At 39.8% G+C, this 15,769-nt stretch carries 14 protein-coding genes and 2 pseudogenes; 9 read left to right on the forward strand and 7 right to left on the reverse strand.

The window, feature by feature from the left end; genetic code table 11:
- Nucleotides 1-2: 2 nt before the first annotated feature.
- Both ACQ96U_RS11760 and ACQ96U_RS11765 read left to right on the forward strand, forming a co-directional pair.
- Nucleotides 3-2,432 (forward strand): formate C-acetyltransferase/glycerol dehydratase family glycyl radical enzyme, encoded by a 2,430-nt coding sequence (locus tag ACQ96U_RS11760; protein ID WP_431721443.1) that lies wholly within the window; start codon nucleotides 3-5, stop codon nucleotides 2,430-2,432.
- Nucleotides 2,433-2,536: 104 nt separating this feature from the next.
- Nucleotides 2,537-3,277 carry a DNA-binding transcriptional regulator YciT gene (locus tag ACQ96U_RS11765; RefSeq protein ID WP_431721444.1) on the forward strand — a complete coding sequence of 247 codons (741 nt, stop codon included), beginning with the start codon at nucleotides 2,537-2,539 and terminating at the stop codon, nucleotides 3,275-3,277.
- A gap of 239 nt (nucleotides 3,278-3,516) precedes the next feature.
- Here ACQ96U_RS11765 and ACQ96U_RS11770 read toward each other — a convergent pair whose 3' ends face one another.
- Nucleotides 3,517-4,278 (reverse strand): MipA/OmpV family protein, encoded by a 762-nt coding sequence (locus ACQ96U_RS11770; RefSeq protein ID WP_431721445.1) that lies wholly within the window; start codon nucleotides 4,276-4,278, stop codon nucleotides 3,517-3,519.
- 583 nt (nucleotides 4,279-4,861) lie between these two features.
- Between ACQ96U_RS11770 and ACQ96U_RS11775 the strand changes: the two are divergent.
- The 3 genes and pseudogenes from ACQ96U_RS11775 to ACQ96U_RS11785 form a co-directional block, all read left to right on the forward strand.
- A pseudogene (locus ACQ96U_RS11775) lies at nucleotides 4,862-5,098 on the forward strand (transposase); the annotation flags it as partial.
- 159 nt (nucleotides 5,099-5,257) lie between these two features.
- The gene (locus ACQ96U_RS11780; protein ID WP_431721446.1) at nucleotides 5,258-5,689 is read left to right on the forward strand and encodes a hypothetical protein; all 432 of its coding nucleotides are present in this window, start codon (nucleotides 5,258-5,260) and stop codon (nucleotides 5,687-5,689) included.
- A 171-nt stretch (nucleotides 5,690-5,860) separates the two neighbouring features.
- Nucleotides 5,861-5,986: pseudogene (locus tag ACQ96U_RS11785) on the forward strand (IS3 family transposase); the annotation flags it as partial.
- Nucleotides 5,987-6,008: 22 nt separating this feature from the next.
- Here ACQ96U_RS11785 and ACQ96U_RS11790 read toward each other — a convergent pair.
- Genes ACQ96U_RS11790 through ACQ96U_RS11815 form a run of 6 tightly spaced genes read right to left on the reverse strand, consistent with a single transcriptional unit; the run spans nucleotide 6,009 to nucleotide 12,695 of the window.
- The gene (locus tag ACQ96U_RS11790; protein WP_431721447.1) at nucleotides 6,009-7,334 is read right to left on the reverse strand and encodes a DUF58 domain-containing protein; all 1,326 of its coding nucleotides are present in this window, start codon (nucleotides 7,332-7,334) and stop codon (nucleotides 6,009-6,011) included.
- The gene (locus tag ACQ96U_RS11795; RefSeq protein WP_431721448.1) at nucleotides 7,331-8,308 is read right to left on the reverse strand and encodes an AAA family ATPase; all 978 of its coding nucleotides are present in this window, start codon (nucleotides 8,306-8,308) and stop codon (nucleotides 7,331-7,333) included. Before ACQ96U_RS11795 ends, ACQ96U_RS11790 begins: the two co-directional genes overlap by 4 nt.
- Entirely contained in the window at nucleotides 8,305-9,525 is a 1,221-nt protein-coding gene (locus ACQ96U_RS11800) for a DUF4350 domain-containing protein (protein ID WP_431721449.1), read from the reverse strand. The genes ACQ96U_RS11795 and ACQ96U_RS11800 overlap by 4 nt, the downstream gene beginning before the upstream one ends.
- Nucleotides 9,522-11,045 carry a DUF4129 domain-containing protein gene (locus ACQ96U_RS11805; protein WP_431721450.1) on the reverse strand — a complete coding sequence of 508 codons (1,524 nt, stop codon included), beginning with the start codon at nucleotides 11,043-11,045 and terminating at the stop codon, nucleotides 9,522-9,524. Before ACQ96U_RS11805 ends, ACQ96U_RS11800 begins: the two co-directional genes overlap by 4 nt.
- Nucleotides 11,032-12,018, reverse strand: coding sequence for a stage II sporulation protein M (locus tag ACQ96U_RS11810; RefSeq protein ID WP_431721451.1), 987 nt, complete (start codon nucleotides 12,016-12,018; stop codon nucleotides 11,032-11,034). The genes ACQ96U_RS11805 and ACQ96U_RS11810 overlap by 14 nt, the downstream gene beginning before the upstream one ends.
- Nucleotides 12,015-12,695 (reverse strand): RDD family protein, encoded by a 681-nt coding sequence (locus ACQ96U_RS11815; RefSeq protein ID WP_431721452.1) that lies wholly within the window; start codon nucleotides 12,693-12,695, stop codon nucleotides 12,015-12,017. The genes ACQ96U_RS11810 and ACQ96U_RS11815 overlap by 4 nt, the downstream gene beginning before the upstream one ends.
- A 275-nt stretch (nucleotides 12,696-12,970) precedes the next feature.
- Here ACQ96U_RS11815 and ACQ96U_RS11820 point away from each other — a divergent pair, with 275 nt between their 5' ends.
- The 4 genes from ACQ96U_RS11820 to ACQ96U_RS11835 form a co-directional block, all read left to right on the forward strand.
- Entirely contained in the window at nucleotides 12,971-13,675 is a 705-nt protein-coding gene (locus tag ACQ96U_RS11820; RefSeq protein ID WP_431721453.1) for an alpha/beta fold hydrolase, read from the forward strand.
- A gap of 140 nt (nucleotides 13,676-13,815) precedes the next feature.
- Complete coding sequence (locus tag ACQ96U_RS11825; protein WP_431721454.1) at nucleotides 13,816-14,235, forward strand: GNAT family N-acetyltransferase; 420 nt, start codon at nucleotides 13,816-13,818, stop codon at nucleotides 14,233-14,235.
- Nucleotides 14,236-14,353: 118 nt separating this feature from the next.
- Nucleotides 14,354-14,812: a macro domain-containing protein gene (locus ACQ96U_RS11830; RefSeq protein WP_431721455.1), complete on the forward strand. Its 459-nt coding sequence runs from the start codon at nucleotides 14,354-14,356 to the stop codon at nucleotides 14,810-14,812.
- Between the two features lie 557 nt (nucleotides 14,813-15,369).
- Nucleotides 15,370-15,769: winged helix-turn-helix domain-containing protein (locus ACQ96U_RS11835; protein ID WP_431721456.1), on the forward strand; the 400-nt coding region annotated here is incomplete at its 3' end.

Here is a 15,769-nt window from a genome sequence, read left to right on the forward strand (position 1 = left end):
CTATGAATCTTGACTATTTACCGTTGCGTATACAAAAACATAAAGATGCATTAATTAATATTATTAAACCACCGATTTGTCCTGAACGAGCAGTGGCATATACACGGATTTATCAACAAAATCCTGCATTGCCTGTTACGACGAAGCGAGCCTTAGCATTAGCTGAACATCTTGCGACGAGAACAATCTGGATTGATAATGATGAGTTAATTATTGGTAATCAGGCAAGCTATTTACGCGCAGCACCTATTTTTCCTGAATATACAGTTACTTGGTTAGCGGATGAAATTGATGCGCTTGCAGATCGACCTGGTGCCGGGTTTTCATTGTCTGAAGAGAATAAAAATACCTTAAAAGATGTTATTTCCTTTTGGCAAGGTAAAACAGTACAAGACCAGTGTTATGCGGAATATAATGACGAACAAAAGGCCATATTAGATTCAGGTATTATTAAAGCCGAAGGTAATATGACCTCTGGTGATGCACACCTTGCAATCAATAATGAAAAATTATTAGCAAAAGGCCTGGATGGGTTACTGGCAGACGTTAAACAACAAAAGCAGTTAGTCACTCATAATGCTGATGATGAGCGTTTAGAGCGAGTGCATTTTTTAGAAGCGGTACATATCGTTATTGAGGCAGTACAAAGTCATATTGAACGATACGCACAACTGGCTGCTGAAATGGCTCATCAGGAAACCCGGGCATTTAGAAAGCATGAGCTGAAAATCATAGCAGAAAACTGCTACCACATTGCTCATAGAAAACCAGAAACCTTTTGGCAGGCACTACAGTTGTGCTACTTTGTACAGCTTATTTTACAAATTGAGTCCAATGGCCATTCTGTTTCGTTTGGTCGAATGGATCAATATTTATATCCCTTTTATAAAAAAGATATTGAGCAAAAAAAACAACTCACTCATGGTTTTGCATTAGAACTGCTGCAAAGCTGTTGGTTAAAATTATTAGAAGTGAACAAAATTCGTTCTGGAACGCATTCTAAGGCTTCGGCTGGAAGTCCTTTATATCAAAACGTCACCATTGGTGGGCAGCAGCTTGATCAGCAGGGTTCACCCATTGACGCCGTGAATAGTTTATCGTTTGCCATCTTAGAATCCTGTGGTCAGCTGCGTTCAACACAACCTAATTTAAGTGTACGTTATCACCAAAGCATCAGTCAGGATTTTCTTCTCAATTGTTTGGCGGTCGTTAAGTGTGGGTTTGGTATGCCTGCATTTAATAATGATGAAATTGTTATACCTGCATTTGTAGACTTAGGCGTAAGCCGTGAAGATGCCTACAACTATGCGGCCATTGGTTGTATTGAAACGGCAGTACCGGGTAAATGGGGCTATCGTTGTACAGGAATGAGTTTTTTGAATTTTGCGCGTGTTTTATTAGCGGCTCTGGATGAAGGAAAGGATGCTACTACCCAGCAGGTATTTTTACCCCATGAAAAATCCCTTCATAAAGGCAACTTTAAAAGCTTTGATGAGGTGATGGCCGCCTGGCAGCAGCAGGTTCAGTATTTTACACGACATTCGATTGCGATTGATGCCGTTGTTGATACGGCATTAGAACAGTTAGCACCTGATATCTTTTGTTCGGCATTGGTTGATGACTGCATTAGTCGCGCTAAGTCTATAAAAGCGGGTGGTGCAGTATATGACTGGGTATCAGGATTACAAGTGGGTATTGCGAACTTAGGCAACAGTTTAGCGGTATTGAAGCAACTTGTGTTTGATCAAGAAAAAGTTTCACAGCACGCTTTAGCTAAAGCACTGGCAGATAATTTTAGTGGTATTGAAGGTGAACAGTTACGCCAAGTGTTGATTAATTATGCCAGTAAATACGGGAATGATGACTGTGAAGTAGATACGTTATTGGTTGAAGCCTATGAAATGTATATTGATGAGTTAAAGCATCATAAAAATACCCGTTTTGGTCGGGGACCCATTGGCGGTGGGTATTACGCAGGAACATCAAGCATCTCGGCGAATGTTCCTTTTGGTGCTAACACAATGGCGACACCAGATGGTCGTAAAGCGTATGCGCCCCTTGCGGAAGGTGCGAGTCCTGCTTCAGGCACTGATATTCATGGCCCTACAGCAGTGTATAGTTCAATTGCCAAACTACCTACGGATAAGATTTTAGGTGGGGTATTACTCAACCAAAAATTAACACCAGGCACTTTGGAAACGGTTCAGGATTTTCATAAGTTATCTATGTTGATACGCACTTTTTTTTGTGTCTATAAAGGGTGGCATGTGCAATATAATATCGTTTCTCGCGAAACGTTGTTAGCGGCACAGGCTAATCCACAAGAATATCGTGATTTAGTGGTGCGTGTTGCAGGTTATTCAGCCTTTTTCACGGCATTATCCGTGGAAGCTCAAAATGACATTATTGCTCGTACGGAACATTGTTTGTAATATAAACTTTTCTAAAAGCATAGTGTGAATATTGTGGGTACAGGTTGTAGCTACATTTGGTAAATTCATCCATTTTGATGTTGAAATAATTTTTAAGGATCATTGTGAACGCGAGACACCTGGAAATTATCCACTTAGTTAATGAGCGTAAACGTTTAACTGTTAATGAACTGGCAGTGCACACAGGTGTTTCTGAGGTCACTATTCGTAGTGATCTTTCTTACCTTGAACAGCAAGAGCACTTAAAGCGTGTTCATGGTGGTGCTATTTCAATACAGACAGATGATGTTAATGAACGGCTGACGATTCATTTTGATGTAAAACAACGGCTGGTAGCTCGTGCAGCTGACTTGGTATTACCAGGGGAAACAGTCTTAATCGAAGGAGGAAGTGCCAATGCGCTGTTAGCCCAAGCATTAGCACAGCGTGGTGATGTTTCTATCATTACTCCCAGTGCTTATATTGCGCACTCGCTTAAAAATGATCATGTGGATGTTATTTTGTTGGGAGGCGTTTATCAGTCGCAAAGTGAGAGTTTAGTTGGACCGCTAACAAAACTGTGTATTGAGCATATTAATTTCAGTACGGCATTTATTGGTGTTGATGGTTTTCATCAAGATTCAGGTTTTACCAGTCGAAATATGATGCGTGCTGATGTAGTTCATACCATTTTAAAGAAAAAACAACGTAATATTATTCTAACCGATGCCAGTAAATTCGGTAAAATATGCCCAGCAACACTAGGAAAAATAGATGATTTTGCAACAGTAATAACGAACCAGGGTATACCGGAAAGTGATATAGCGTGGTTTAAAAAGAAAAATATCGAATTAATTTTAGTCTGATAAAGCAGTTCAACATAAGTTATCCAACTGTTGTTTGCCATCAGTGTACACTAAAATACAATTGGTGTTCATTGAGTAATGCTTGACTGGTGAAGTTATGGGTATCGTAAGCAGGATATTTATAGTAATACTGTAGACACTTTTAAGAGGCCATAGCTCAATAGCCGCTTAAAAGTGTCTACAGTGTTATGGAGTTATAGTGTCATATATATTTAATTATTAAAAGCTATTTAATATCATTAAAGAGACCAAACATAAGCAAAGCTTAAACCTAAAAGATATTGGTTTTTATCTCCCTGATTATCTGTTACTGGACTGTCACTTGCGTCATCTAGAAGGCGTTGGTAGCTAAAAAAAGTATTCAATTGCCAATTATCGGAGAAAATATTCTTATAAGAAAAGGTAAGTCCAACTCTATTCAAACCACTATCAGCATTAAATAAAGGTAGTCCTGACCGGTTTGCATCGTTATTATCAATACTAAAAAAACTATCCATAAAATCGCTGCTTAAGTAATCAGCATTACCTTTAACTGTAAAATCACTATTTGTCATTGATACTTTATAACTTAAAAATGTTGAAGCAACATAACCATGGTGCCCTGCTGTAATATCATGGTAATATTCAAGACCATATAACCATGGTAGTGAATTTCCTTGGATGAAAAAACCAACTTCTTTAGAACTATCTACATTTTTTAAAGCATCAACACGATCATCGTCTACATCTGAGCGTTCAGGTGTATAATGCAACATGGGGCCAAAGTGAATTGTACTGCTTTGTAAAATATTCCACTTTAAGCTATTACCTGAAAACTTTATGTAGTTAAAATTATCCCATTCATAGGATGCTTGTAGGATCGGAGTAGCTTCATAATCCTCAGAACCTATATAATCTGGTACGCGAGCAACTCCAATACCCAAAGAAGCAGTGTCTGCAATAACGTATTTTGTATTTAAAAGGCACAAAAGGATTGAAAAGTATTTTAAATCTTTAGGCATGGTATATATACTCATATTAGTTTAACCGTCAAGATTATCTATGTTAAAAAGTGTGTTAGATAAGTAATGCTATATAATATAAGCATAAGGTTAACACTTGTTATTGTTAAGAGTGTGAACGATAAAAGGCAGAATGTTTATAGGTTTGTTAAAAATAAATGAAAAGGGTGTTAATTATAAATAGTGGTTTGCTATGTTGGTTGGGTTTAAAAGGTTGTGTGGTGAGATTTTATTTGTGTCTATTTGTTTTGTTGTTTTTGAGTAAGTAAATAAAGAAGTGACTTTTTAATTGTTAATGATAGGGTGTGCTAATTGTGGCTTTAATTGAGTTGTCACTAAAAATACTGTTCTAGGATGGCTTTTAAAAACAATGTCTGCTGACTTTGTATGAAATATAGTATATGTTTTAACTTAGAGTGTTGTGTTTGAATGCGGTACAGGTACCAAACAAAAGATCCTTGCAAATGATTAAGTCTGGATTACTTGATGGTGAGGTAGGGTGCTATCAGTCTTTTTTTAATGGAAATATCTCCTATGTAAAGATTGAACCGCGAATAATGTTAACTCATGGAGTTTATGTTACGTAGAAGAGTCTGAGTTTTATTGGGTTAATACCATTTTGAGGAATTTAAAATGTGCATTACGCAGTACGTACCATACAATTCGGCCTAAGTACGCATAACGTTATCTTGCAGAGTTTCAGTATCGATTTAATCAACAGTTTAATTTAAAAGATTTTATACCAAGACTTGCCTACGTTGCACTGAGAACGTCTGCGCTACCAGGAAAATTGCTGAGGATAGCTTGGGGTGAGTTATAATTAGGTAAAGTTTTAAGTTCCTATACCCAACGTTAGTGAAAGTTAAGATTAATCAATACCCGTTTAAAATTTTTTTTAATTTAGCTTGATAACTTAAAAATTCTATCTATCAAGAATTAACTGATATACTTCTTAATAAAGTAATTGAGAGAGGTATACATGACACCTCCCACTGAATCTGAATGGAAGGAAATTGCTTTTGATATACCAGCAATATTTGCCTTTCATGAATTTTATGGCAAGACCCATGATGAAGCCATAGAAGCTATATATAAGAACCCAGTTGAGCGTGCATTTGACCTGGGCCATATGGCAAAAAAACCATTCCAATACTACATGCTGGCTTATCAAGATTATGTCTTAGCCAATAAATTTAAACCAGATAACGAAAAAGCATCCTATGCTTGTTTCTTTGCTATTTTTTGTTCTATCGCTGAACATAAGCCAGATTACTTACAACCTATTTTAAGTAAGGTGATTAAACTTGTTACTTATATTGCTAACAATCAGCAAGCATTAAATCTAACAGATGAAGCCTTTGGTGATTTTAGCGGATTACTAAACATTGCATTGGGTAACTTAAAAAAATAAACACTATAGTGCTTATTGTTATATCATGACATAATATTTTAACAAGTGAGTATATAGTTAGTTTATTAAAGTCTATGTCAAAAGTACTGAGGCTGATAAATATTTCAAGATCATATAATTGTAACAAATAATCGTAAGCATCAAGCCGAAAAGGGCGCTAAACTTTTTTCATTTATGAAACAAGATATGGCTGCTTATATGAAGTATTACAACATAGAGTGACTGCATTCTGCCAATGGTGATGTGTCACCCGTAGAGTTTGAAAATTTTCAACTAAATGTGTCCAATTTGGGTTAACCAGTACACTTACTTGAATTCCTTATAACTGATTACTCCGTTTAATATCCAAATAGCGATTCACAATTGCAGGTGGCAGCTTTTCTGGCAAGCTATCCAGGGTAAAAATTGACTGGCTGATTAACTGATTATGTAATGCTTTGCGCTGTTTTAAATAGACTTCACTGGCAGCATGATTTAGTGCACCGTTAAAGTCTTCAATCGGTTGGATATGCAAGCTGTCTAGAATATGTTCCCGCAGATTAGCCAGTAGTACCAAATGTCGACGACGTAGTAATTTTAATGCTGGAATTAAATCATCTGCATTTTCATCTCGCACGTTAGATAAGGTGATGATTAATGAACGCTTTGGTTGATACTGCATTAAGTGTTTAGCGGCTGATGAATAGTCGCTGGCTTGTGTCGTTGCTTGCAAATCATAGATTTGGTTCAGTAACTGGTTAATGGTATGAAGACCTTTGGTAGGGGGATACCAACGGTGTTGCCCACTGAAGGTAATGAGGCCTACAGCATCCCCTTGTTTTAAAGCAACATACGCAAGCAGTAGCATAGCATTGAGACAGTGGTCGAAATGGCTCAGGTCACCATCTTGTGTGCGCATGCGTTGACCACAGTCGAGCATAAAGATAATTTGCTGGTCACGCTCGTCCTGGTATTCTCTGGAAATCAACTTACGTTTTCGTGCACTGGATTTCCAGTCAATTTGACGCATGCTGTCACCCTCACGGTATTCCCGTAATTGGTGAAATTCCAAACCTTCTCCACGACGAGGCTTTTGACGAATACCCATCTGACTGACATGATTATCTGTGGCCAATAATAAATAATGACTGATGGTGGCAAAGTTGGGGTAGACACGGGTTTTCGTGGTGGGCCCTATACGAAACTGGCGCTGCCATAGTCCCATAAGGCTGAAGGCTTTAATGTAGCTGGGCGCAAAGCTGTATTCACCACGATGTAAAGGGCGTAACTCGTAGTGTATTACCAACCGCTTTGATGGTGGAATTGTAATTGCCTGAGGGAGGTCTTTAACATCATGTCCCTGAGGATAACCATCAATAACACTTAACTGTCGTAGACTATCCTCACGATTGCTCAGGGTTAATTTTATTTTATGCCATTCTCCAAGAGACATTGAGACAGGTGCTTCGCGCTCAATCTGTAGGATCGGTGATTTGATTAACGTGAGGCTATCAATAAGTAAAAGTATAACAATAGCTGCAAAAATATAGTGTCCATAAGCGGCTAAAACATTGAGGTTGTAACCAAAAAGGTTACCCATAAAAATAAGACAGGTGACCACGGTAATGCCACCTGAAATTAAAAGTAAGTGCTTACTTGGCGTCATGATCTCGGTGCAGCAACACTGTCTAGTAGATTTTTCAATACTTCCTCAACAGAAAGCCCCTCAATTTCCAGCTCTGCGGCTAAGCCCAGCCGATGACGAAGTGCGGCAGGTGCAACGGCTTTTACATCATCGGGTGTGACAAAATGCTGTCCTCTGAGTAAAGCCCGAGCGCGTGCCACCCGAATTAACGCGATACCGCCTCGTGGCCCTGCGCCATGATTTAACCCTTGCCAGGCACGTGTAGCATGAATTATACGAATGGCGTAGTCCATTACCTGGTCATCGACATCAACTTGTGCCGTAATTTTCTGTAATTGAATAACCCCTTCGGGTGAGACAACTTGCTGTAGTTCAGACACATCCAGTACATCAGATAACTTATTGGTAGTTACCAGTGCAACAAGATTTTTTTCGGCTTCCAGTGAAGGATAGTCAATACTTACTTTCAGCATAAAGCGGTCTAGCTCTGCTTCAGGTAATGGATAAGTTCCTTCTTGCTCAATAGGGTTCTGAGTAGCGAGCACCATAAAAGGAGGCTGAAGGGGTAACGGACGACCTTCAATGGTAATTTGTTTTTCTTGCATCACTTCCAATAAAGCGGCTTGGGTTTTTGCCGGCGCCCGGTTAATTTCATCGGCAAGTAATAAGTTAGTAAAGGCTGGCCCACGGCGTATTTTAAACTCTTCACTTTTCATGTCGTATATGGCATGTCCGGTGACATCACTGGGCATAAGATCTGGGGTAAATTGAATGCGGCCAAATTTACAACCAAAGCAGGCGGCTAATGCTCTCACCAATAGTGTTTTCCCTAATCCTGGAACGCCTTCAATGAGTACATGACCTGAGGCAAGTAGCGTCATAAGTACTTGGTCAACAACCGATGCTTGACCAACAACGGCTTTATTTATTTCTGTACGGATGGCATTAACTTGTTCCGAGGCCTTGCTGAATATTTCTGGATTAAGGCTACTCATAGCTGGTTCCTGATATGTTGCAGGTTTCTGGTAACACGAATAAATTCAATTTCATTTTGTAGGCTGTCCTGGGACATAGTCCACTGAATTTCCTCAACGGGTAAGCCACTTAATGTGGCTAATAGCCTATATTGTTTTGCTTGAGGCAATTCACTGTACTGCTTATGATGTAGTCGAATACGTTGTTCAACCTGTTGTTTTAAGGTGTTAATGAGATAACTTGATTGCTTATTACGCCAAAAGAAGCTGGCGACAGCTTGTAAATGCTCCAGTAATTGGCGTCGTTCTGGGCTTGCTTCTGGTTTTGTAGGTCCAAAACGTTTGGCACGATACCAGCAGAAAAAAAGAATAAATGTCCCCAATGAAACCAGTATAGGCAACGCATGTTGTACTAATAACTGCCATAGGGATGGGTATTCCAGCCCATATAACCACCAAACAGATGAGTGATCTTTCAGTAATAAATGCAGCAGGTAGGCATGATCATAATCGCCAATTTCATCATTTTGCCAAATACCCATATAGGTCAGTACGGTAACGCGACCATCACCGATGGGTTTTTGAATAAGCTGATAAGGTGGCTCCAAGCTGTTTTTTAACAGTAGTTCACCTTTAGTGCTGACTAAACCAAAGTCAGTGCGTAAATCGATGGCTAACGGTTCTTTTTCGGTAGGCCAGGTTAATGTAATAGGTAAGTGGACAGGTGTTTCACATTGTGCAACGTCTTTCGCGCTCTTGTCTTTTTCAGATTTGCTGGATGATTTTTTCCCATATAATGCATCAAGCTCATCCTCTTGAAGATAGACAGCTTTTATTCCCCAGGACGCTAAAAGAGGATCAAGCACTTGGTCGTCAAACAACCAGGGCTCACTATAGCTGACTAACAGATGACCCCCTTGGCGTACCCAAGTATCTAACTGCTGGCGACGATGTTCTGATAAAGAAGCTCTTGAACTACTTAATATAATGGCATCACTTGTCTTAGGAAGGTGATCAAGCAGTTTTAAGTTTTTGTGGCTTTCAATATGAATGTTATTACGTTGAATAAAACGCTCGGCTGCCAGGTATTCATTTAGCCTTGCTTCAGTTGAAGGGGGTACCCACTCGGTGTCGTCATAGGGTTCTAACAATAACCAGAAAAGGAGTACAAAGAGTAAAATAACGCCTAAAATAATGACAATCGGCCAATTGACTTCAAATGATGCTTTACGGGTCATTGGTCACCCTGCATAAATAACTGTTGCCATTGCTGGCAAAGTGCCAAAAGCGTAGTTCGATCTGGTAATTCATGCCCATATGCAGTGGTTGTCCAGCACAGGGTGAGCTGGTGAAAGAAATCACTGAACTGTGGAGTATCCTGCTCAACAAGCTGGCAGCATTCACCTTCAGTATGAGCAGATTGAAAGCGAATTTGATAGTTGTGAAGTAGCCTGCTGAGGGTACCACGGTATAACAGGCTTAGGGCTTCTCGTGGATGACGGTTACTGAGTGTACGAACATGTGCCAACAAGTCATCAGGTAAGTGAGACTGTCGTATATCCAGCCCCATTATTTCAGTAATAGGTTTTTCTTTGACTGTTTTCTTCCAGCGCCACTGTTTAGGTACTAAATAATTAACCCAGCGGCGATAGCGATAAAGCAAAAAGACAACGAGTGCAATCGCTGTCCCCCACAGTAAGATTTCAATCAGTTGCGCAAAGAGTTTAATAAATGAATCTACGCCAGAAAAATCAAGATCAGGTTTTGGTTTTGGAATATCTTTTTTTAAATTGAAATCAGGAAGACGGTAGTTGGTGACTGTTTTATGGTAGCCAAAGTCATGATCCGCGAGAATTTCATTAATTTGCTGTTTGGCTTCAATTTTAGGTTGGTTTACCTCTGTAGGCGTTGGTGCTTGTGCCCAACTAGCATTAGGTAAGCTCAAACAGGTCATAAGCAGTAGGCTTAATCCCCAGGGGAGAATACCTGCAAGTTTAGTAGTGGCTGAGTGAGATTGCTGGTGGCGAGCTAGCAGACGACGAAATGCAATTTCGGTATCCCAGGCTTCTAGGTGAGTACGACTATTGATGTACAAAGAAAAACCACAGGCGATATAAAAAGGGTTAAATAAAATAATAAACACATACATCAGAGTGCAACCTAGCCAAAGCGCTATATCTGTCGAAAAAAGGCCAAAAAATGCTGCACGGTCTTGGTGTTGAACGATTTCATCTGGAATCATTATATTGATAAACGCGACGCTGGCGACTAAAAAAAGCCAAAGTAATCCATGCATAATAAGCGTTAGTAAAATAGAGGCTCCACCACGAATATGCAGAATTTGCAAGCGTCTGCGGCGTTTTGAACCATTTAATTCTTCCAATACGCTGACGGGTAAATTGAACGAGCGGTGAGGGCTGATCCGTCGCCAAAGCAGCGAAGAAAACCACTGAATACGACAGGTTTTACCCGCCGCTGAAAGTAGCTGCCGATAGTTTAACGACTCACCAAAAAGTAGACGACTGTAGTAAAAAAGCGTTGGCTTTTCCCAGATACCCTGGAGCCACCAAATAATCACCACGGCCCAATAAGGTTTCTCATTAAAGAACCAACAAAGTAGTAAGAATACAGGGAGTGTTGTCGTTAAGCTGACCACTAACGGAGGCCAGAACCAGCGTTTAGTCATCGCCAACCCTAAGTCAACCGCTTGCCAGCTACTACGAGGACGGACGGTAACCGTAATTTTACTCAGATCCATGTGACTTCCTCCGACCAACCCCTATAAAATAGCAGATGACGATCGTCCACAGCCCGACAGCAACCCAGTATTTTGTGTATGCAGGAAATAAGGTGGATGAAGACCAGAATGCTTCAATAAATGCAGCAATCACCAGCATGCCAATGACGCCATAAATGAGCTTAATACATATTTGAGAGGCATTCATCAATGCTGCTTTACGACTTAGATTCCCTGGACTAATCAGTGCCCAGCCCAGCTTTAACCCGGCACAACCAGCAATAGCGATAGCGGTTAACTCAAACGAACCATGGCCACAGACAAAGGAATAAAAGGTTTCAACGTAGCCAATGTTAATCATATGGGAGCCAAGACCACCCAAAATAAGCCCATTAAAAACCAGAATAATTAAACTGCCGATACCTGCTAACAGACCACCAGCAAAGGTTCGAAAGCCAACAGTAATGTTGTTTTTAATATAGTGGCCAAACATCGCAAAGTCGCCAGCTGAGTCGCGCTCAAAACCAATGACCTTACGTGAGGGCTCATACATAGACTCAAAACTGACAACTGTCTCTCGGTCGATAAAGCTGTATAACACATCCGGTGACATCCATACCGCTAAACCAAAGAGCAATGCAGGTAAATACAGTGCAAGGGTCGCAAGCCAGAAAAAACGCCACTCTTGACGTATGAGTTGTGGAAACTCATACAAAAATAAACGACCAAGTTTGCTCCAAAAGCCTATGCGTTGTCGATAAAGGCATTGATGACCCAGGAGTGAGAGTTGATTAAGGTACTCGGTTAAAAAGCGGCTATATTGACGCTGCCGCGCTAGTGCTAAGTGATTACAGCTTTGTCGATAGAGTGTAATAAACTCTTCCGCTTCTTCAGTACTCAGTGGTTTTGGAAAAATCTTAGTCACTTGTTTGGCAAGTGTTTGCAGGCGGTCCCACTGAGCTTGATAGCGTCGTTCAAAATCTTGCTGCTTCATTGTGATGACAACAGACCTTTAGCTAATTGGTGTAAATAGGTAACAGCTGATGTACCTTCACGTTTGAAGACAGGCTCAACAATATTGGCAAGCTCCTCAGCTCGCGCATTTGATATTGTTCGGTAGCGTTCTGCAAAATTAATAATGGCGCGTTGTTCTTCAATAGCAAGTGGGATAGGAAGTTTAACTGGCGTCACATCTGGCAGTGTATTCAACTTAGGTGTTGGTTCATTATAAACGACAAGTGTGCCAGCGGCTAAATCACCTAACCGTTTGAAATCATGCCGCAATGCCATTGTAATTAATCCTGTTACATAAAAGAGTGGCAGCCAGTCGACATAGCGAATTAAGTTACGGAGGAAAGCTCGGGAGAAACTGACAGGCGTGAAGTTTTCATTAATCACTTGAATATTCATGGCCCGTTTGCCTGGAGTTTGGCCATTATAAAAGGCTTCGAACAATGCTCCATAAAAGGTATCGATAATAAACGCAAAAATTAAGAATAATCCAAAGCCTAAGTCGCCGAAAATCTCCAGAATAATCCAAAGTATGAGAAAGACAACAGCCCGAATGACAAAGTCAATCAAAAATGCAGTCACTCTAACCAGTGGACCAGCGACGTCTAATTCTAGCCGAATACCTTCAGGCGTTTCATAAGTTTTGCCAGTGTCTAACATTTAATCAAAAACCATTAACGTCTACTGCAAATGCTATAGAAGATAGCACAGATGTGAGGGCTAATACATTGGATGCCCTGAGTTTATTACTTGGTAGGCCATAGCTGGCGATAAGGCGTTCAAGTCATGGTTCCATAATGATGGCCCTAAATATGGGACAGAGACACCCAATTGAGCATGGTGGGCAGTATTTCAGTCTTTGTGAATCATATTTTTGTTAAAGTACCTGCATTGAAGAGCATATGTAACTACTTCAGGGATTAATTAGAAACAATATGAGCGAATGGCCTACCGATAAAAAGCTGATCCTTTTACCTGGTCTTGATGGTACAGGGTTACTATTCAAGGACTTGATTGCTGAACTACCCACAAATTGTATTATCCAAACCATATGCTACCCAGCTTCACAAGTACAAACATTCAAAGAACATGTTCAGTATGTTTTAGAGAATTTACCTAGTAATGAGTCGTTTATTTTACTGGCAGAATCTTTTTCTGGACCCGTAGCAATCGAAGTACTAAAAGCAAGAAGTCATCAAATTGAGAAAGCTTTTTTTGTAGCCTCTTTTGCTAAACCTCCTCGACCAATGTTGCTTAGCTTGATTTCTAAATTACCTCTTTCAATGCTTCTTAAGTGGCATATACCTGATTTCCTTATTCGTTATTTTTGTCTTGGTAAAAATGCGCCAACTGAGATTGTTAAGCATTTTAGGAGAACGGTTGATGCAGTTGATCCAAAGGTGCTAGCGCAACGAATTAAAATTATTTCAGTTATTGATAAGACAAAGGAATTAGAGAGTATCGTCGTACCGTGTTGTTATATTCAAGCTACCCATGACAGGCTGGTTACTTTTTCTTCACTAAGGGTTTTTCAGTATGGTTTAAAAAGCCTAACTGTCAATAAAATACAAGGACCACATTTCATTTTGCAAGCAGCACCAAAAGAAGCAGCAAGGGTCATTTGTGCTGAAGTTAGATAATTTATCTAACGTTGATTCAACTAATAAATGCAGCAAATACTGTGTTGATGATTAAATATTGAAGAAACTGCTGATTTAACAAAGGTTGTTGAGGCTGTATATAATAGGCCATATTTTCATTTTGGATAAATGTGGTACTTATGAACATAACACAAATTAGTGCTGAAGATGCTCTGCCGATAAGACATCAGGTGCTTTGGCCTGATAAACCAATTGCGTTTTGCTGTGTTGATGAGGATGAAGCGGGTATTCATTTCGGTGTTTATTTGGGTCAGCAGTTGGTGTCAGTTACCTCTATTTATATTGATGGAACGCAGGCGAGATTACGTAAGTTTGCTACATTGAACGATTATCAAGGACAAGGCATTGGTACTGCACTGATTAAGCATGTACTGGCGTACTTGGCAAGATGTAAAATCCAGTATTTGTGGTGTGATGCTCGAGAGTCCGCATGTCTGTTTTATGAGCGCTTAGGTTTTGAAGTATTTGGTGAGCGTTTCTTCAAATCTAATGTGCCTTATTTTAAAATGAGCATAAATTTAAAGTCATTAAATAAATAGATTATTATGAGTTTAGGATTTTTGATAGAAAAGTGGATTGTAGCTTTATTTGCAGTCATTGGGGCAATTGTTATTTTCCTGGTAGTAAGCTTGATAAAGAATAGCTGAGGGGGTCAGGGTGAAAGAGATTTGTGGTGACCTAATCAAGCTTGCGATGGATGGTGAATTTGATGTCATTATTCATGGTTGTAACTGTCAATGTCAGATGGGGAAGGGGATTGCATTAACGATTAAGAAACTATTCCCTGATGCGTATGCAGCGGACTGTGAAACTGAAAAATCTTCCAAAGGCAAACTGGGGACATATTCATTTGCTGAAGTAGAGAACAGTGGACACCACTTCACTATCGTCAATGCTTATACACAGTTTCACTGGCGTGGAACAGGAGTTAAAGCTGACTATGAGGCAATTCGTAAAGTGATGGTGGCGGTGAAAAAACAATTCACAGGTTTGCGAATAGGTTATCCATTAATTGGTGCAGGCTTGGCAGGAGGTGACTGGGCGAGGATTTCACAAATCATTGACCAAGAGCTCGAAGGTGAAAATCATACATTGGTTAGGTTTGTTTCAGGTTAGGCTTGTAATTGATGACTATGCTGATGCGAACACTGCTTATAACAGTAATCACTTATTTTATCCCACTTGTACTATGTTTGCTGTATAAGGTTGGATCCTTTGAATCAATTGGGCCTTTGGTATTATTTTATTCTTTACTGTGTCTGCCACTATATGCTTATTTATTTGTAAGGCTATTTTTAGTCAGTTGCAAAGGGTGGATTGCGGGAGTATTGGGCTTGTTTTTAGGGCTTATATTAGCAGTCCTTTTACTCGACTACTTTATGCTTATTTGCTTTCTATTTGGTATTCAGGATTTTCAGGCGATGTAAACAACACGGTGGCGCTGGTAAATTGAAAAAACATATAGGGTTATTTTTAGTACTTTTTATCATTTTTTTCTTTATTGAATTGTATTTAGAAAAACAGAACTTAGCTGATAGTATAGGTTTATGGTATACAATTTTGTGCGCATTCGTTCCAAGCTTTGTCCTGACGCTGATATTAGTTGTGATACAAAAGTTACTAATGAGTCGGAAATAATGGATACTTTCTAGAATTATGCCATACTTATTAGTATGAAATATGATGCCCGACAGTTATCAACAGAAGAAAAAGCATTATTAAGACGTTTAGCCGTTCAGAGAGTATTTGACGGTGAGTCACCAGCCAATGTTACCCGTAGCTATGGGTTGGGAGAAAAGAGTATTTTCAAATGGTTAAAAATTGCTAGAACAGAGGGGGTAGACGCATTAGCTCCAAAACCTCGTCCAGGTCGAGCGCGATCGCTGAGTGATTTTGAGGCAGAAGAAGTTAAACGCTGGGTAATTAGTGGTGATCCACGACAGTATGGTTTCGACTTTGGGTTATGGACAAGGCAAATCATCGCCGATCTCATTAAAGACAGATTAGGTATTCCTTTAGGATTAACTGCTGTAGGAGATTTGTTACATCGAGTGGGCCTTACACCGCAAAAAC

Source organism: Zooshikella sp. RANM57 (assembly GCF_050749885.1).
GTDB lineage: Bacteria > Pseudomonadota > Gammaproteobacteria > Pseudomonadales > Zooshikellaceae > Zooshikella.

Coding starts and splice junctions, on each gene's coding strand:
- ACQ96U_RS11760 (WP_431721443.1), top strand. CDS start 3: ATGAATCTTGACTATTTACCGTTGCGTATACAAAAACATAAAGATGCA.
- ACQ96U_RS11770 (WP_431721445.1), bottom strand. CDS start 4,278: ATGCCTAAAGATTTAAAATACTTTTCAATCCTTTTGTGCCTTTTAAAT.
- ACQ96U_RS11780 (WP_431721446.1), top strand. CDS start 5,258: ATGACACCTCCCACTGAATCTGAATGGAAGGAAATTGCTTTTGATATA.
- ACQ96U_RS11790 (WP_431721447.1), bottom strand. CDS start 7,334: ATGACGCCAAGTAAGCACTTACTTTTAATTTCAGGTGGCATTACCGTG.
- ACQ96U_RS11795 (WP_431721448.1), bottom strand. CDS start 8,308: ATGAGTAGCCTTAATCCAGAAATATTCAGCAAGGCCTCGGAACAAGTT.
- ACQ96U_RS11800 (WP_431721449.1), bottom strand. CDS start 9,525: ATGACCCGTAAAGCATCATTTGAAGTCAATTGGCCGATTGTCATTATT.
- ACQ96U_RS11805 (WP_431721450.1), bottom strand. CDS start 11,045: ATGGATCTGAGTAAAATTACGGTTACCGTCCGTCCTCGTAGTAGCTGG.
- ACQ96U_RS11810 (WP_431721451.1), bottom strand. CDS start 12,018: ATGAAGCAGCAAGATTTTGAACGACGCTATCAAGCTCAGTGGGACCGC.
- ACQ96U_RS11815 (WP_431721452.1), bottom strand. CDS start 12,695: ATGTTAGACACTGGCAAAACTTATGAAACGCCTGAAGGTATTCGGCTA.
- ACQ96U_RS11820 (WP_431721453.1), top strand. CDS start 12,971: ATGAGCGAATGGCCTACCGATAAAAAGCTGATCCTTTTACCTGGTCTT.
- ACQ96U_RS11825 (WP_431721454.1), top strand. CDS start 13,816: ATGAACATAACACAAATTAGTGCTGAAGATGCTCTGCCGATAAGACAT.